This is a genomic window from Microbulbifer maximicatervae (SeqCode), from assembly GCF_052468095.1.
Genome location: NZ_CP174332.1, coordinates 1,636,785 through 1,651,092 on the forward strand (window position 1 = coordinate 1,636,785; position 14,308 = coordinate 1,651,092).

General features: G+C 50.2%; 13 protein-coding genes. 7 read left to right on the top strand and 6 right to left on the bottom strand.

The genetic code is table 11. The annotated features are described in order from the left end of the window. Positions 1–125 precede the first annotated feature (125 nt). On the top strand, positions 126–575 hold the full coding sequence (locus tag ACJJIL_RS07030; RefSeq protein ID WP_413662547.1) for a DUF1289 domain-containing protein: 450 nt from the start codon (positions 126–128) through the stop codon (positions 573–575). A gap of 48 nt (positions 576–623) precedes the next feature. On the opposite strand, the gene ACJJIL_RS07035 is transcribed toward ACJJIL_RS07030, so the two are convergent. Continuing rightward, the gene (locus ACJJIL_RS07035; protein WP_413662546.1) at positions 624–1,559 is read right to left on the bottom strand and encodes a hypothetical protein; all 936 of its coding nucleotides are present in this window, start codon (positions 1,557–1,559) and stop codon (positions 624–626) included. A 220-nt stretch (positions 1,560–1,779) separates the two neighbouring features. Between ACJJIL_RS07035 and ACJJIL_RS07040 the strand changes: the two genes are divergently transcribed. Both ACJJIL_RS07040 and ACJJIL_RS07045 read left to right on the top strand, forming a co-directional pair. Further along, complete coding sequence (locus tag ACJJIL_RS07040) at positions 1,780–2,406, top strand: MiaE family protein (RefSeq protein WP_445361520.1); 627 nt, start codon at positions 1,780–1,782, stop codon at positions 2,404–2,406. Between the two features lie 2,212 nt (positions 2,407–4,618). Next, positions 4,619–4,837 (top strand): hypothetical protein, encoded by a 219-nt coding sequence (locus ACJJIL_RS07045; protein WP_445361521.1) that lies wholly within the window; start codon positions 4,619–4,621, stop codon positions 4,835–4,837. A 302-nt stretch (positions 4,838–5,139) separates the two neighbouring features. Here the strand turns inward: ACJJIL_RS07045 and ACJJIL_RS07050 are convergent, their stop codons facing one another. Then, positions 5,140–5,400: a DUF3081 family protein gene (locus tag ACJJIL_RS07050; RefSeq protein WP_413662543.1), complete on the bottom strand. Its 261-nt coding sequence runs from the start codon at positions 5,398–5,400 to the stop codon at positions 5,140–5,142. A 70-nt stretch (positions 5,401–5,470) separates the two neighbouring features. Here ACJJIL_RS07050 and ACJJIL_RS07055 point away from each other — a divergent pair, with 70 nt between their 5' ends. The 3 genes from ACJJIL_RS07055 (at position 5,471) to ACJJIL_RS07065 (ending at position 7,674) form a co-directional block, all read left to right on the top strand. Then, positions 5,471–5,935, top strand: coding sequence for a DUF3429 domain-containing protein (locus ACJJIL_RS07055; protein ID WP_445361522.1), 465 nt, complete (start codon positions 5,471–5,473; stop codon positions 5,933–5,935). Positions 5,936–5,989: 54 nt separating this feature from the next. Further along, positions 5,990–6,619 carry a malonic semialdehyde reductase gene (locus ACJJIL_RS07060; protein ID WP_445361523.1) on the top strand — a complete coding sequence of 210 codons (630 nt, stop codon included), beginning with the start codon at positions 5,990–5,992 and terminating at the stop codon, positions 6,617–6,619. 74 nt (positions 6,620–6,693) lie between these two features. After that, positions 6,694–7,674 (top strand): hypothetical protein, encoded by a 981-nt coding sequence (locus ACJJIL_RS07065; RefSeq protein WP_445361524.1) that lies wholly within the window; start codon positions 6,694–6,696, stop codon positions 7,672–7,674. 17 nt (positions 7,675–7,691) lie between these two features. Here the strand turns inward: ACJJIL_RS07065 and ACJJIL_RS07070 are convergent, their stop codons facing one another. Beyond that, positions 7,692–8,147, bottom strand: a complete 456-nt coding sequence (locus tag ACJJIL_RS07070; RefSeq protein WP_445361525.1) for a DUF2269 family protein — start codon at positions 8,145–8,147, stop codon at positions 7,692–7,694. 129 nt (positions 8,148–8,276) lie between these two features. Here ACJJIL_RS07070 and ACJJIL_RS07075 point away from each other — a divergent pair, with 129 nt between their 5' ends. Continuing rightward, positions 8,277–8,747 (top strand): YpsA SLOG family protein, encoded by a 471-nt coding sequence (locus ACJJIL_RS07075; RefSeq protein WP_445361526.1) that lies wholly within the window; start codon positions 8,277–8,279, stop codon positions 8,745–8,747. 2 nt (positions 8,748–8,749) lie between these two features. Here the strand turns inward: ACJJIL_RS07075 and adiC are convergent, their stop codons facing one another. The 3 genes from adiC to ACJJIL_RS07090 are packed head-to-tail and all read right to left on the bottom strand — an operon-like array spanning position 8,750 to position 14,297. Next, positions 8,750–10,243: an arginine/agmatine antiporter gene (adiC, locus tag ACJJIL_RS07080; RefSeq protein WP_445361993.1), complete on the bottom strand. Its 1,494-nt coding sequence runs from the start codon at positions 10,241–10,243 to the stop codon at positions 8,750–8,752. Then, positions 10,240–12,543, bottom strand: a complete 2,304-nt coding sequence (locus ACJJIL_RS07085) for an Orn/Lys/Arg family decarboxylase (protein WP_444958128.1) — start codon at positions 12,541–12,543, stop codon at positions 10,240–10,242. Before ACJJIL_RS07085 ends, adiC begins: the two co-directional genes overlap by 4 nt. Before the next feature lie 41 nt (positions 12,544–12,584). Next, positions 12,585–14,297, bottom strand: coding sequence for a thiamine pyrophosphate-dependent enzyme (locus ACJJIL_RS07090; RefSeq protein ID WP_444911097.1), 1,713 nt, complete (start codon positions 14,295–14,297; stop codon positions 12,585–12,587). Positions 14,298–14,308: the final 11 nt, after the last annotated feature.

A 14,308-nucleotide genomic window follows, 5' to 3' on the forward strand; every position in this document is an offset into this window, starting at 1 on the left:
TGCCAGGTGAATTTTAGTAGTTTGGCAGCTGGTACTTCCCCCCTTTTCTTGGCGGCGGAAACAAAATAGGCTACGCGCAATTTGAAGGCCGCGCGGGCGGCATAAATAGGTTGGTCGGATAGTTAATGTATAAGAAGGTTCGCACGCCCTGTATCGGTGTTTGCTCCACGGGAATTGGCGATGATGTTTGCCGTGGCTGCAAGCGCTTTGCACATGAGGTTATTGATTGGAATGCCTACAGTGAAGAGCAGCGCCGGGTAATTGCCGAACGCCGAGAAGGGTATTTGGTGAACGCAGTGCGCAGCCAGTTGGAGATCGTGGATCGCGAGCTGCTATTGGAGCAGCTTCATCACCAGCGGGTCCGTTTTGATGAAAGTCAAAATCCCTACTGTTGGGTGTTCGAACTGTTGAGGGCAGGGGCCAGCCAGATATCAGACCTCAAGGCTTTTGGGTTGCAACTCACTGCACAGGCGCGCGGCGTCCCACTGGTGGAAATTCGCCGCCTTATTGATGAGGATTTTTACGCACTGTCTGTCGCCTATTACCAGCGCTATGTGGCACCTGGTATTACCTAGGACGGTTCAAAAGTTGATGGCAGCCCCATTTGGGGGGGGGGCTTGGATTTAGCGCTGCTGGCGCAAAAATACTCTGAGCGCCGGTAGAAAGGGTTCACTGGCGATTGCCAGATCCCGCCGCTGGCGCCGCCGACTCAAGCTCGGTTGGTGGTCAACTCGGGTGAATTCAGGCAGTTGCCCAGCCTCACTGGCTTCTACCAGAATCGGCATGGAGGAATAGCCGACCTGATGATATTCCTCTTCCTCACCTAGCTCGTGCCCATAGAAGATTTCCGCTACCTGGAGATTGGGGCGACTCTGCACTTGCACCTGGCGTAAATCCTCCTGCTGGCTTTTGTGTAGCCCGGCGAGTAGCTGGCGCTGATATTGGATACCGGGATCGGACCCCTGAGGGTCCAGCTGCACCAACTTCTTTTCACACCATTTCACCGTGACCTTGCGAATAGATTTACGCGCCTTGATCCATGAAAGGGTGATGGCATCGGGCCGCTTCGGGCACATCAAGACCAGGCGGTAACATTGGCGTAGATGTGCGCGGGGGAACCCAGCATCCGCAAGGATTTCCCGCACAGTGCGATCCTGCTCAGCTACTGGCCGCTCCGCTAGGGCGCTGCGAAGTTCGGCGATAGCCTTGGCAAAGATCTCTTTGTGGTTATTGAGTTGTTGGGCAAACTCAAGGGTTTTGGTCGGTACCGCCAATAAACCCGGCACTTGTAAAGTGGCGCGGGCATCTCCTCCGGCGCTAATGGGCTCCAGATAGTCGAGTTGCGAGTAGAGAGCGCCTGACAGTGAATAGGGGCGTTCAAAGCTCTGATTGAGACTGAGTGCGGCATCCTGTGCGAAAGGGGGCTGAAGTAGATAGTGCTGCCAGGGTTTCTCGGCATTTTGCAGCAATTCCAGGGATTCTCTCAGGGCTTGGGCGGCGCCATGGATATTTTCCAATAGCGGCGGGATAGCTTTTGCCTGGGTTCTGTAGTCATTCATCAGATATGCCGGATAAAAAGTGACTTTTATATTAATGCACTTAATAAATCGTTATCAAGTTGAGTGTATTTATCACTAGGGACCTTCCTAGATAATTGCAGACCTGGTTTGTCAGTCGGGGGAGTAGTGCCCGCTGGTGGTTTAAAAGCGGGCGTTTGTGGCTTGAGGCCGCTATAATCCCGCGCCAAGTTATTTTGCTCCGGTTAAGTTTGTTCGTCCTATGAATGCTCAAGTCCCAGATCTGTCCGCTATCAATGAATTCCTGCTGTGTCCCACGCCCGATGCCTGGGTGGAGGCGGCATTGAAGGAGCCGGAAATGATGCTGATCGATCATGCCAACTGCGAGAAAAAAGCGGCGGGTACTGCCCTAAACCTGATGTTTCGCTATCTGAATGACTTTGAGCTGCTGAACAAAATGTCGCGTCTGGCTCGCGAAGAGCTGCGTCACTTTGAGCAGGTGCTGGCGATTATGGAGAAGCGCGGTATCGCCTATCCTCACGTTAGTGCCTCCCGCTACGCGGCCGGTCTTCGTGCCGAAGTCCGCAGCGCAGAGCCGGGGCGACTGATCGACACGCTGATTTGTGGCGCTATTATCGAGGCGCGCTCCTGCGAGCGCTTTGCACGGATTGCGCCTCAGTTAGATGGTGAGTTGCAGAAGTTTTATCTCTCCCTGCTCAAATCTGAGGCACGTCACTTCCGCGATTACCTACATCTTGCCCAGAAGGCTTCCGATGAAGATATTCAACCTAGGGTTCAGGCACTGCTGGAGAAAGAAAAGGAATTAGTGGAAGGCAGTGATGGACAGTTCCGCTTTCACAGTGGTGTGCCGGAGAGTGCAGGGCAGTAATTCTCGCTTGGCCTGCTAAGGTGGCTCAGATTTTCAGGAAGCTTTTGCATTGATGTTTATTAGCTACAAGCTTCCTGATTCTTTAGTAAAAACACCAGAATACTCGCTGCCTAAGCCCACTGAATTGGGTCATACCGGCAGTAGCTCTAATCGTTGGCTGTGGCATTATCGTAGGACTGCTTGGTAGTTCTGCTGTCTTTACCCGATTCTACGTTTATGCTCTAAAAATCAGCACAGGTCTCTTTGGGATCTCGCCGGTACAAGTCGATATCGACTGATCAAACGCAATAAGTAAGCTGGGTGAGCGGTAGTAAACTAATACTAAAGGGTATTTGTAAGCTGTACTATCGTAAGCTCGCTAGAAGATCAAACTCGTACACTAGGGGCTGTTCATCAATACCCTGTTGGCCACAATCTTGAAAAAGATATGTACTGCACAGTGGATTTCTCCTGACCATCCTTCCGTTAAAATGACAACTTAGGTCTGGCATAGCGTCACTGTGTGGGAATAGAGTTTTTTGAACACCATCTTTTGAAAGTTTAAGTACCGTTTCTTAATCAGCTTTTTATTTTTAATCAGTTATTTTGTAATCAGAAAGCATATATTGTATGTGAAATGTGAAATGAGTATTTCTAATAGTACGTAATCGGTATCTATACCCAGGGTATAGTATTACTTAAGCAGATGCCGTAATTCTTTTGTACTGATTCGATTACTTCGAACTCTCTAAAAGAAGTAGATTGTGAATTATTGAGTTCTCCAAAAAACTACACGAACTTGTTCGGGCTAGTGCCAAAAAAAGTCTAGCTGGCTTTTGGCTATAATTTTCTACTGAAAACCAGATAGAAAACTCTATTTAACTAAGCGTGGGGCAAGTTGCTAGGGAAGGGTAGGGCCTGAATCCAGATTGTTAAAATAGGGATGCTTGGGACTTTTAGGGTGCTTATACATCACGGGATATGGCGGCGCTGAGAATTGATAAGCCCGCTAACCTTCAGTGGCCAGCAGTGCTCAGCGCAATTGGGTTAGATCGGCGATGGTTTTCCCTTCTCTCTTTTTTAAATTGTGCAGATGTGCCAATTTCGTTCAAATTCAGGTGAATACTAAATCGGAAGTTTCTTTGTGTTACAGGAGACTACTGATTAATTACTGAGAGAGGCATTGTGGCCGATAGAGTTGCACCAAGTTTATCTGGTTGGGGAAACAAGGTGAATGTGGCAATCTCTCAATTCTTCCTAGGTAACAGTATACAGAGCCCGCAGGCTTGATCGAGCCGTCGACTTAACATAGCTCACGCCGAAAGTAGCCACGTAAAAACATTCCCATTAGACACTAGTTTTGCTAGCTTTGGAGGTGCGTCGGCGGCCTTAAATGTAAATCCATGATGTATCGTATTTGTGGTTCTTAGCAAACAACTAATGACTAGGTGAAGATTTGTAGAAAGTTTTTGATCAATATCAATGGCTTATGGTCCTTTTCATCGAAGTGATTCAAAAAAGGAGAAAGTGGCTCGTTAGGTGCTTTTTTTAGTGGATTAAGGGCTAATGAAACTGCTTAGCGACATATAAGAAAGATACTAGGCAATGGGCTGTTTCTGGAAGTTTTTAAGCTGCCTGGAAAATACACTCAAACAGGAAAGCCTAGGACGGTATACCTGTTTGTGTTCCTACAGGGGCCGCATCCGGCGACCTTGGATTGCTGAAGATTGAGGGGTACATAGTGATCAGCCAGGATGGTTGTCATGGTGAGTTTGTACCAGATAGTCCGGTATTTCTCCCCTCCTCCCCTCAAAAAAAGTAAGTAATGGAAAAGCTATATTAAAGGGAGATTGGGGATAACCAATTATTGGATTTTTTAAACACAATTCTACCATATTGGCAGGTGGTGATCCTTAGACGTGGCAGAAAAGTACTAGGCGCGTATCCCTTTTAGGTTTCAGGGGGGGTTGAATATGATCCGGAAGATATTGGCAACCGCAAGTTCAATCTTGCTGGCTACTTTGCCCCATCAGGGAGTTATGCCCAGGCTGATTTCGCTGGTGTTATTTCGTTCTTGGAAGCTAATAAGGTTTCATATGAGATTTTAAGTTTAATCAAATAGGTTTGAAGGCTTTTCAAATATCCATTAATGTGGGTATTCCAAAAACAGGGAGGTTTTTGGAGGGTGGGAAGATAGGAAGATGGAAAACTTGATCAATTAGGAAGAATGTTAATGAAAGTTATATATAAATTGTTTTTTATGGTCTTAACTGTCAGCGTATGTTTTGCTGGATCAATACATGAGGATGTGATTCACACTCAGATATCTGAAGAAGGGAAAACCATTTCAGCAGATATGTTAATGGCCGGAAGTGATGTGTCTGGTGGAGTGACGGATAGTGTTGGTTATATTCTTGGGGCAATAATTAAAATTCTACTAGGGGAAGCTTAAGATTTAGCCCAGCGGACTTTGGGTGAAGTGATGGGTCAATGTTTCGCTGGGTTTAAAAACTCTGTGCCAGCCGTATAAGTCCATAAGATGATCAGTTTATCTGGAAGATAGCTGCGGTAGTATTAGGCTGTAATTTTAAACCGGATGCGTTGAATTTTCTGAGATTTTTAAGCTTGGTGGTGGATAGTGTCTCCATTTGTGCTTACGGTGTTCTTTTGGTGAATATTGAAAAATTGCTCTCAACGTGTCTCATTTTGGTGTTTAAAATTTACCTCTGTTTAAGGTTTCTAGGTTCTTTTCTCTTATCCTGAATCAAGCTTTTTCAATAGCCGAATAAACTCTTCGAGCTCTTTGCTGCTGGTGGAATCCACAGAAAATTTATTGTGGAAAAATATGGTGAGTTTTACTTTGGGGGAGTTGATAAAAACCGTATAGCCGTCAAAGTCAGTGCTGACTGCCAGCCCCTGGTAATGCCATTCGTTACCTTCCTTACGCCCCTCCTTTGTCGCCCTATCAAACACCCGCAGCGCTTGTTTGACGTCAATCTTCTGTTCGGCATCCATTGCTGCTTGCTCCTGCCGCTAAGCTTGTTGTTTGAGACGAAACTGTCTTTGACTTGGAAGCTTAGACGACATGGACACTGACATCCATCACTACCCACCAGTAGATACGCGGTTGTTTGACTGGCTGGCTTACCTTGGTTTGATTCCATTTGTCGGAGGAATCATTATGCAGTGGTTGGGGTTTTCTCTTTGGGGAGTGACTCCGCGCCTGCTATTCACCGCCTACAGCGCCGTGATTCTGAGTTTTCTTTGCGGTGTTTGGTGGGGTGCTGCACTCAATCAAGTGGGGCATCCGCACAGGATGATTTTAGCGCTACTGAGTAACCTGGTGACGTTGGTGGGGTGGGTGGCGCTGCTGATGTTTCGCACCACTTGGGCGCTACCGGTATTACTAGTTGCTTTCGGTTTTGTGGTCTGGGCCGAGGCCCGGTTGAACCCCAATCTGCCCGGGCGGGATCAGTATTTCCGCACCCGCAGCATCGTGACCTACCTAGTGATGGCCTGCCATCTTCTAATGATTCTGCTGCTCCTTTGAAATGTCTGGCGCAAACTAAACTGTTACCAGCGAAGTTATTTTGGGGTAGCTCTTATGCAACCTGTTTCCTCTGAGGTGCTCGACCAGCTATTCAACAAGGCCCGAACCCATAGTCATTGGCAGGATAAGCCAGTTTCAAAAGAGGTTTTGAATCAGCTTTACGACTTGGTCAAATTCGGACCCACCAGTGCTAATTGTTGCCCTATGCGATTGGTGTTTGTTGTAAGTAAGGAGGCTAAGGAGCGGCTCAAGCCAGCGCTTAATGAGGGAAATATTGAAAAAACTATGCGGGCTCCGGTGACTGCCATTGTTGCTTACGATATGCACTTTTATGAACACCTTCCGAGGCTATACCCCCAGACTCCTGCGCGGGAATGGTTTGCCGATAGCCCCGAATACGTCAAGGTTACTGCATTTCGCAATGGTTCCTTGCAAGGAGGCTACTTTATTTTAGCGGCGAGGGCCCTGGGGCTCGATTGCGGCCCAATGTCGGGGTTTGATAACGCATTGGTTGATGAGGAATTCTTCAGTGACAAATGCTCAGCACCGGCTTTTCTGCCGGAGCACTTCCCCGATTGTCATATTAAGTCCAATTTCTTGTGCAATCTTGGCTATGGCGAAACAGACAAATTATATCCGCGCAACCCTCGGTTGGATTTCGATGAAGTGTGCAGAACTCTGTAAATTGTTGCGTTTAACATAATTCGTATTTGTTAATACGGGTTAATGGCAGTGGATCAAGAATTAGGTGTGCTTAAGTGGTTCTTAAACGATCTCAGCGGTTGATTGACCCGGAAGAATATTTTTTGCCAAGGCAAGAGGATGCGCTTTATGAGCTGTTTGGCCGGGACATAAGTCGGGCTGTGGTTGAGCGATTTTTGTCGATGCAAGATGAGGAATACTTCCGCTGTGTCGGTTCGGGAAATTTCGGTATCTATGCCGCAGACCAGCTGTTGATAGATTGCTATGCAAAGAAAATTAATGAGCAGGCAATCCTCGATGAAAAGTTGTTGTTTAGTCGAGAAGAGCTGGAGCCGATTATTCAGGCATATAGAGCAGAAACACTTTATATGAACCTGGCAATGGACAACGCAGCGCTGCCACACGATGTAATTACCACCGAGGAATTTGTCTTACATCTACAGGCGACCATTCTTAAGGCGTTGGAGAAAAAGCGGGATGCTGATGATTTTATCGTGGTTATCCCGACCACCAGCTACAAAGGGGAGCTCATTCCCAAGGCCATTTGCAGTAAAGCCAAGTTGAATGATGAAACCTTTGAGCGTCAATTCCAGTTGGGGCTTGTTCGCAATCAGCACCTGCAATATGTCTTAAGTAAATCCTACTTGTGGACCCTGGCGCATGCCTGGCCCTTTATAACGGGTTCGGAAGTGGGGGAGGGGTTGTTCAAAGGGGTGGTATTTCGGCAGTTTGATCTCGGTTTTGGCACTATAGCTTCGGATCTAGACAGTGATACCAATGTATTTGTGATTACAGATGCAAGTTGTACCGGTGGTGAGGCAGAGCATATTCGCAGCCGTCTGTTGAGAATGGACCGGCATGAACGCTCGGCGATTATTGTTCCGCTATGTAAGAAAGAAGCGATACATCGTTTGGATAAAAGTGCGGAAGGTAATGCAGAAATTGTGTCTGGCGTAGTCCTGGATGACTTCAAGCGGCAATGGAAAGATGTTGGCCATCGAGCGAGCTATAAGACCCTCAGGGGGGCGAAGAGGTAATGGCCTGGCATGAGTCCTTATAGTGCCGGCTTAGACACCATCAGATAGACAATGACAACGGTCATGGGAAATGCGATAGCCCCGAGCAGGCACCAAGCCATCATTAGCTTGCGCATTTTGTCTATATTACCTTCTTCTTTGGCATGTTTACGCAGCTGGTACTGAAGGTAAACAACCGGCAGCCACAACAAGAACACGGTTGCGCTGAGACCGGCGGCTAATTGCAGCCAGGCTTGTAGCATCCAGCCTGGATTAATCAGCAGCATACCCACCGCGCTGCCGAATAGACCAATTACCGCCGATCCGGTAAATATCCAGTCTGCTTGTACCGTCTCCCGGCTGACCCACTGCATAACTTGGGCATTTCCGGACAGCCAGCCCCTCAGGGTGTACCAAGCGATGCCGGTCCCTGTGCCGAGTACGATTATGGCGCAGAGAATATGCAGTGTTTTCAGTATCAGATAGTAATTCACAGAGCTGCCGGCCAGACTAAAGTTGGAGATAAATTAGTGGCTGCGGTCGTTAATTTCAATGCCAATTATCGCTGCCTTGATATCTGCTAGCTCGAGCTAGTAGGACGATAAACGATATGGGGGAGAAAAGTGATCTTCCGACCGGAGAAAATTATCAGTGGTGGTCAGACAGGGGCGGATACCGGCGGCTTGCTGGCAGGGCAGCGCCTGGGAATTGCCACCGGTGGCACAGCACCGCAGGGTTACTGGACTGAGATCGGTGATCGGCCGGATTTTCTGAAAGGGCTTGGGCTGGTTGAAAACACGTCCCCGGATCTGGAAGAGCGTACTCGTGAGAATATCCGCAACTCTGATGCCACTGTTATCTTCACAACCAATCCCAGTAGTGATGGTACCCTGTTTACTATTGAGTTCTGCCAGGCATCGGGGAAACCACACTTGGTAGTCAATCCGACTGATGCCGATCGGGTACAACTGGTGCGCGACTTTATCCTCAAGAATCGTCCGCAGACGCTCAATGTGGCGGGTAACCGTGAATCCAACTCCCAAGGGATTACTGAAATTACCGCGGAAACCATCGAGAGGGCGCTAGCCTGCTGAGTCTAGGGTTCAATGTGCCTCTCAAGATGATGACCCGAGGGGTTGGGTGCGCGCAGGCGCAATTCCAAGTCCGGGTATTGCCCTACGGAAAACCAGAAGAACAGGCACAGGGCAGCAATTGTGGCAAAGAGAGTGAAGTAGTGAACCCAGGCTGGTTCTGGCCCACCGGGTAGAAAGTGCTTTTCTTCAACGCTGCGACGGCGATTTAAAATTAGCGCATAAAAAATGACTGTCGCAATCACAAAGATCAGGGACCAGCGGGTTTGTTGCCCGTCAGATCCCACCAGGGCTACAAGGCAGTACACCGCTGCAATCAGCAAAATCACGGTAAACAGTCCGTACTGCTGAGGCGGCATTTTGCCGTAGGCCAAAACCCGCAAAGCTACCGCTGAATAGATATAGGGCATCAGTGTCATAATCACAGCGACAGAGGCAATTTTGCCAAACTGCTGGCTGGCCGTTGGCGATATGGTGGTAAGTATCAATACAGACATCAGCACGGCCACCAGAGTTAATCCGCCGGTAGGCACGCCTTTGTTATTGGTGCGGGCAAATAGTGCTGCAAACAGGCCATCATCTGCCGCCGCCTTGGCAGACTGCCCCACCAACAGTATCCAGCCGCCCAATGAACCGATACAGCCAATAGCGGCGCACAGGGCTACGACATTGGCCGCAGTATTTCCCAGTGCCAGGCGAGCAGCATCGGCAAAGGGAGCGGAGGAGCTGATTAATTCCTGGTTCGGCAGCATCCCCATAATGACCGATGAGCTGAGTACATAGGCAATAGAAGCCAGGATAACTCCCCCAACCGTTGCGATTGGGACGTTCTTGGTAGGGTCTTTTACCACTGCGGCGGATACAGAGGCGGTTTCCACCCCAATAAAGGCCCAGAGCGTGAAGGTCAGGCTGGCCATTATAGCACTGGGGTCGCTTTTGCCTGAGACATTCCAGCTGCTGGTAAAGTTTTGCTGGTCGAACCAGAACCAGCCAAAAATAGCGGTGCCGAGGATTGGAAGCAAAACCAGGCCGGTGGTGAGGGATTGGATGCGACCGACGGTGCGCGGGCCCAGTACATTGGCGTAAGTTAGCAGCCAGACCATGGCAACCTGGGCCATGGCAAAAGTCAGTGGGTCTTTTAACGGTGGAAAAAAATGGGTCAGATAGCCCAGGCCTGCAGTAATCAGCGCAACGTTACCGATTACATTGGCCAGCCAGTAAACCAGGTTGGTTTGGTAGCCAATGTAATCGCCAAAAGCGCGGCTGGCATAGGCGTAAGGGCCGCCGGCTGCGGGATAGATAGCGGCGAGCTTGGCAAATACCAGGGCCAGGGAGATAGCGCCGACAATGGTTATCAACCAGCCGATCAAAGAAATACTGCCGACTGCGGCGAGATTGGCGGGGAGCATAAAAACCCCGGAGCCCATCATATTGCCTGCAACCATCAGGGTTGCGGGCACTAAGCCTATTTTATGCTCCTCTTTGATAGGCGAGCCTATGGCGAGTCTCCCCGCAGGGCGTAAATATGATAATGGCCGTCCCGCACCTCTACTCCGTGGTTATCGTGGGTAAAGCCTGGAAATTTCTGGTCGAAGGCTTCCAGAGTTCTCAAGTAAATCAATGCCGGACTGTCTTCATCGCCAAAATTTTCTCCGGGCATTAACAGAGGAATACCTGGAGGGTAGGGTACAACGCCGGTGGCTGCGGTACGTCCCGGTAACTTGCTTAGCGGAAGCATTTCCACATCGCCGCGAACCAGGGTTTCATAAGCTTGTACCGGACTGCAGTCAGCTCTAGGTAAGGCTGAAAATCCCGCAGACATTTGCACTGTGGTCTGTAATTTTTTCATGGAAGCAAACATATTGTCTGCAAGGTCGCGCAGCCCGATATTGCGATAGCCTGGGGACTTTTTTAAAAGGTTTGGCAGGCATTCACTTAAGGGCCGGTTGGCATCGAAGTCGCGCTTAAAGGCCAGTAAAGCATTGATTAGAGTGCCCCACTTACCCTTGGTAATACCGATAGAAAACAGGAACAAAATCGTAAAATCGGTAGTTTTTTCCACGATAATGCCGAGATTGTCCAGGTATTTACTGACGATGTTGGCAGGTATTCCAGATGCAGACAGTTTGCCATCAGGGTTTATCCCTGGGGTAGTAATCGATACTTTAATCGGGTCCAACATGCAGTAATCTGGCTCAATATCACCAAATCCATGCCATGACTCGCCGGGGTCTAATAGCCAGCAGCTGGGCTCATGACACAGGAGCTCTGCTGGGGCGCTGTGAAAGGCGTAGTTGTGCCCGTTACTGGGGTCGGTGACATGCTCAGGCTGCCAACCTCCGAAGAACCACTCTTCTTTATCGCGATACTCCTGTTGCAAACGGGACAATACTTGTCGGAACGCTACGGCCTCAGCAATTGACTCCTCTGTTAATGCTTTTCCACCCGGCCCATCCATCATTGCTGCGCTCACATCATTGGAGGCCATGATGGAGTAAAGTGGGGAGGTTGAGGCATGCATCATAAAGGCTTCATTAAAGCGCCCATGCTCAATGGGTTTACGCCCATCGCGAATGTGAATCATCGATGCCTGGGACAATGCGGCGAGTAATTTATGTGTTGACTGAGTGGCAAATTTGCTCGGGCCATTTTTCGCGTCGGATTCGCCCAAATCGTACATCGCGAAGCGATCTCGATAGATAGGATTAAATCGAGCGTATGAGTACCAGGCTTCGTCAAAGTGCAGGCGGTCAACGGACTCGCCGAGAAGTTCTTCCACTCTGCGCACGTTGTAACAGAGACCATCGTAGGTGGAATTAGTAATGACTGCGTGAACGGCACGGGAATTTTGGGCGTGCTTGGACAAAGGGTTTTGCCGAATAGCATTGGCAACAGAGCTGGCCGTCAACTGTTGGGGAGGGACAGGGCCTATGAGGCCGTAATTGTTGCGTAGGGGAATCAGGTAGGTTGGAACTGCACCTGACATGGTGATCGCGTGTTCAACGGATTTATGGCAGTTTCGATCGCACAGAGCCAATTGTCCCCGGGTAACCGATGCCATCAATATCACTCTATTCGATGTCGAAGAGCCATTGGTTACATAGTAAGTGCGATCCGCACCAAATACTTTTGCTGCATATTGCTCTCCCTTGGCAATGGGGCCCGAGTGATCCAAAAGCGATCCCAGCTCTGTTACAGAAACAGACAGGTCCGAGCGCAACATATTTTCCCCAAAGAAATCGTAAAAAGCGCGACCCGCAGGGGATTTGAGAAAAGCTGTTCCCCCAGTATGGCCGGGTGTATGCCATGAATATTCATGGACCCGGGCAAAGTGGGTCAGGGCGCGAAACATGGGGGGAAGAATGGCGTGGCGGTATCTTTCAATTGCGCTCTGGATGCGACCGCCGATAAAGGTCGGGGTATCTTCCAGCATCCAGATAAAATCGTTGGCTAATTCCAGGGCCCGTCGCGGCATGGTGCTGACAGTCTGCTGATCTGCCAGAAGGAATACCGGCATTTGGGGATTGCGGGCGCGAAGTTCTTCCAATACAACCAGGGCGGGGCATTTCGCTTCACCGGGCAGGGTCCAATTAATCAGCAGGCATTGGATCGCGGTGTTAGTACTCAGTATGGCGCAGGCATCACTACCGCTGGTGGTTGTTATTACGTCAATTTTTCGCTCTGATAACTCTGCCCGTAGCCTCATGGCGGCGCGGCCGGGAGCGCTGTTGTCGTCGACTTCACTGCTGGCGATCAGGGCCAGCATGCTGTTATGGCGTTGCTGTCCGAAATGATGCATGAGTGCCGCACAAACCTTTTGTTTTAGCCTGCTAAAAAGTCTCAGCGCAGGAAATTGTCTCGCAAAAGATCTACCACCTCATCTGCGCGGCCGTTGAGTATTGCCTTAAGTCCGAACAGTGCGGTGGAGGTGACTTGCTGTGCCGTAACTTCCGGCGGCATCACCAGTTCCACGCGGTTCGTCGGTACGCTGAGTAGTGCCGGCCCGTCAGTAGCGAGCCAGCGCTTCATGCTGTCCTCAAGCTGATCCGCACTCTCGATACTGGCACCACTGATGCCACAAGCTTCGGCAACGCGGCCGAAGTCCGGGTTATGTAAGTCGGTATAGCTGTCGAGTAGCCCCTCAATGCGCTGCTCCATCTCTACGAAGCCGAGGGAGTTATTGTTAAATACCAGGACTTTTAACGGGATTTTTTCTTGCACCAGTGTCAGCAAGTCTCCCATTAACATGGTCATACCACCGTCGCCGCACATAGCGATGACCTGGCGCCCGGGATAGGCTTTGGCCATGCCCAGGGCTTGGGGGTAGGCGTTGGCCATGGTGCCATGGGAAAGGCTGGTGAGAAATGAGCGTTTGCCGTTGGCAGTGAGGTCGCGGAGCATCCAAACCATACAGGCGCCACCATCGGCGGTGAATACGGCATCCTCATCGGCCAGCTTGTTGAGTGTCTGGGCGACAAATTGAGGGTGGATCAGGCTGGGGTCTTTCTCTTTGCCGCGGCTCTTCATCTCTTCCCGATCTTTTTTGTATCGTTCGAGAAGGTCATCGAGGAAGGTGCTATCGGTGCGGGCCTTTAATCGGGGCAAGAGGGCTTCAATGGTGGGACCCACATGCCCTACCAGGCCCATATCCACAGGAGCGCGTCGCCCCAGGTGCGGCGCTTCCGCATCAATTTGAATAATGGTGGCTTTTTCCGGGTAGAACTGGGTGTAGGCAAAATCGGTACCCAGACATAGTAACAGGTCACAAGTCTCCATGGCCCGGTAGCCTGCGGGATTGCCGAGAATCCCGGTCATGCCCACATGGCAGGGGTTGTCGTATTCGAGAAACTCTTTCGACTTGGTGGTGTGGGCAATAGGAGCGGCCAGGTGTTGCCCCAGTTTTACTACTTCATCGTGAGCGTGACGGCAGCCGATACCGCCGTAAATAGTGATATTTTTTGCGGCGTTGATTTTCTTTGCCAGGGCGTCGAGCTCAGAGTCAGACGGACGCGCTAGCCATTCAGGGCGATGTACCGACCAGGGCAGACTGTCTTTGCTCTTCTCCTTGAACAAGTCGCCGCTAATTTGCACCACCGCGACACCACCGCGAGTAAGCGCAGTTTGTGCCGCCTGCACAATCATTCGACGGGCTTGTTCCGGGTGGGTCATGGTTTCACAGAAGACCGAACACTGTTCGTAGAGCTTTTGCTGGTCCACTTCCTGTGGATAGCCGAATCCCTGTTCCGCACGGTCGATTCGAGAGGCAATCAGTACCACCGGGGCGCCATTGCGATGGCTTTCAAAAATGCCATTGATAAAGTGCAGGCTGCCGGGTCCAGCAGTTCCGGCGCAGACGCTCAGTTCACCGGTAAGGTAAGACTCACCCCCAGCGGCGAAAGCGCCCACTTCCTCATGGCGCACATGTATCCACTCCAAATCGGAAGTGCGCACCGCTGATGTGAAGTGATTGATGGTATCGCCGACAATGCCGTAACACCGCTTGGCGCCGGCCTTGACCAGTGTATCGACAATAATTTCTGAAACGGTCTGCATAGCAGTCTCCA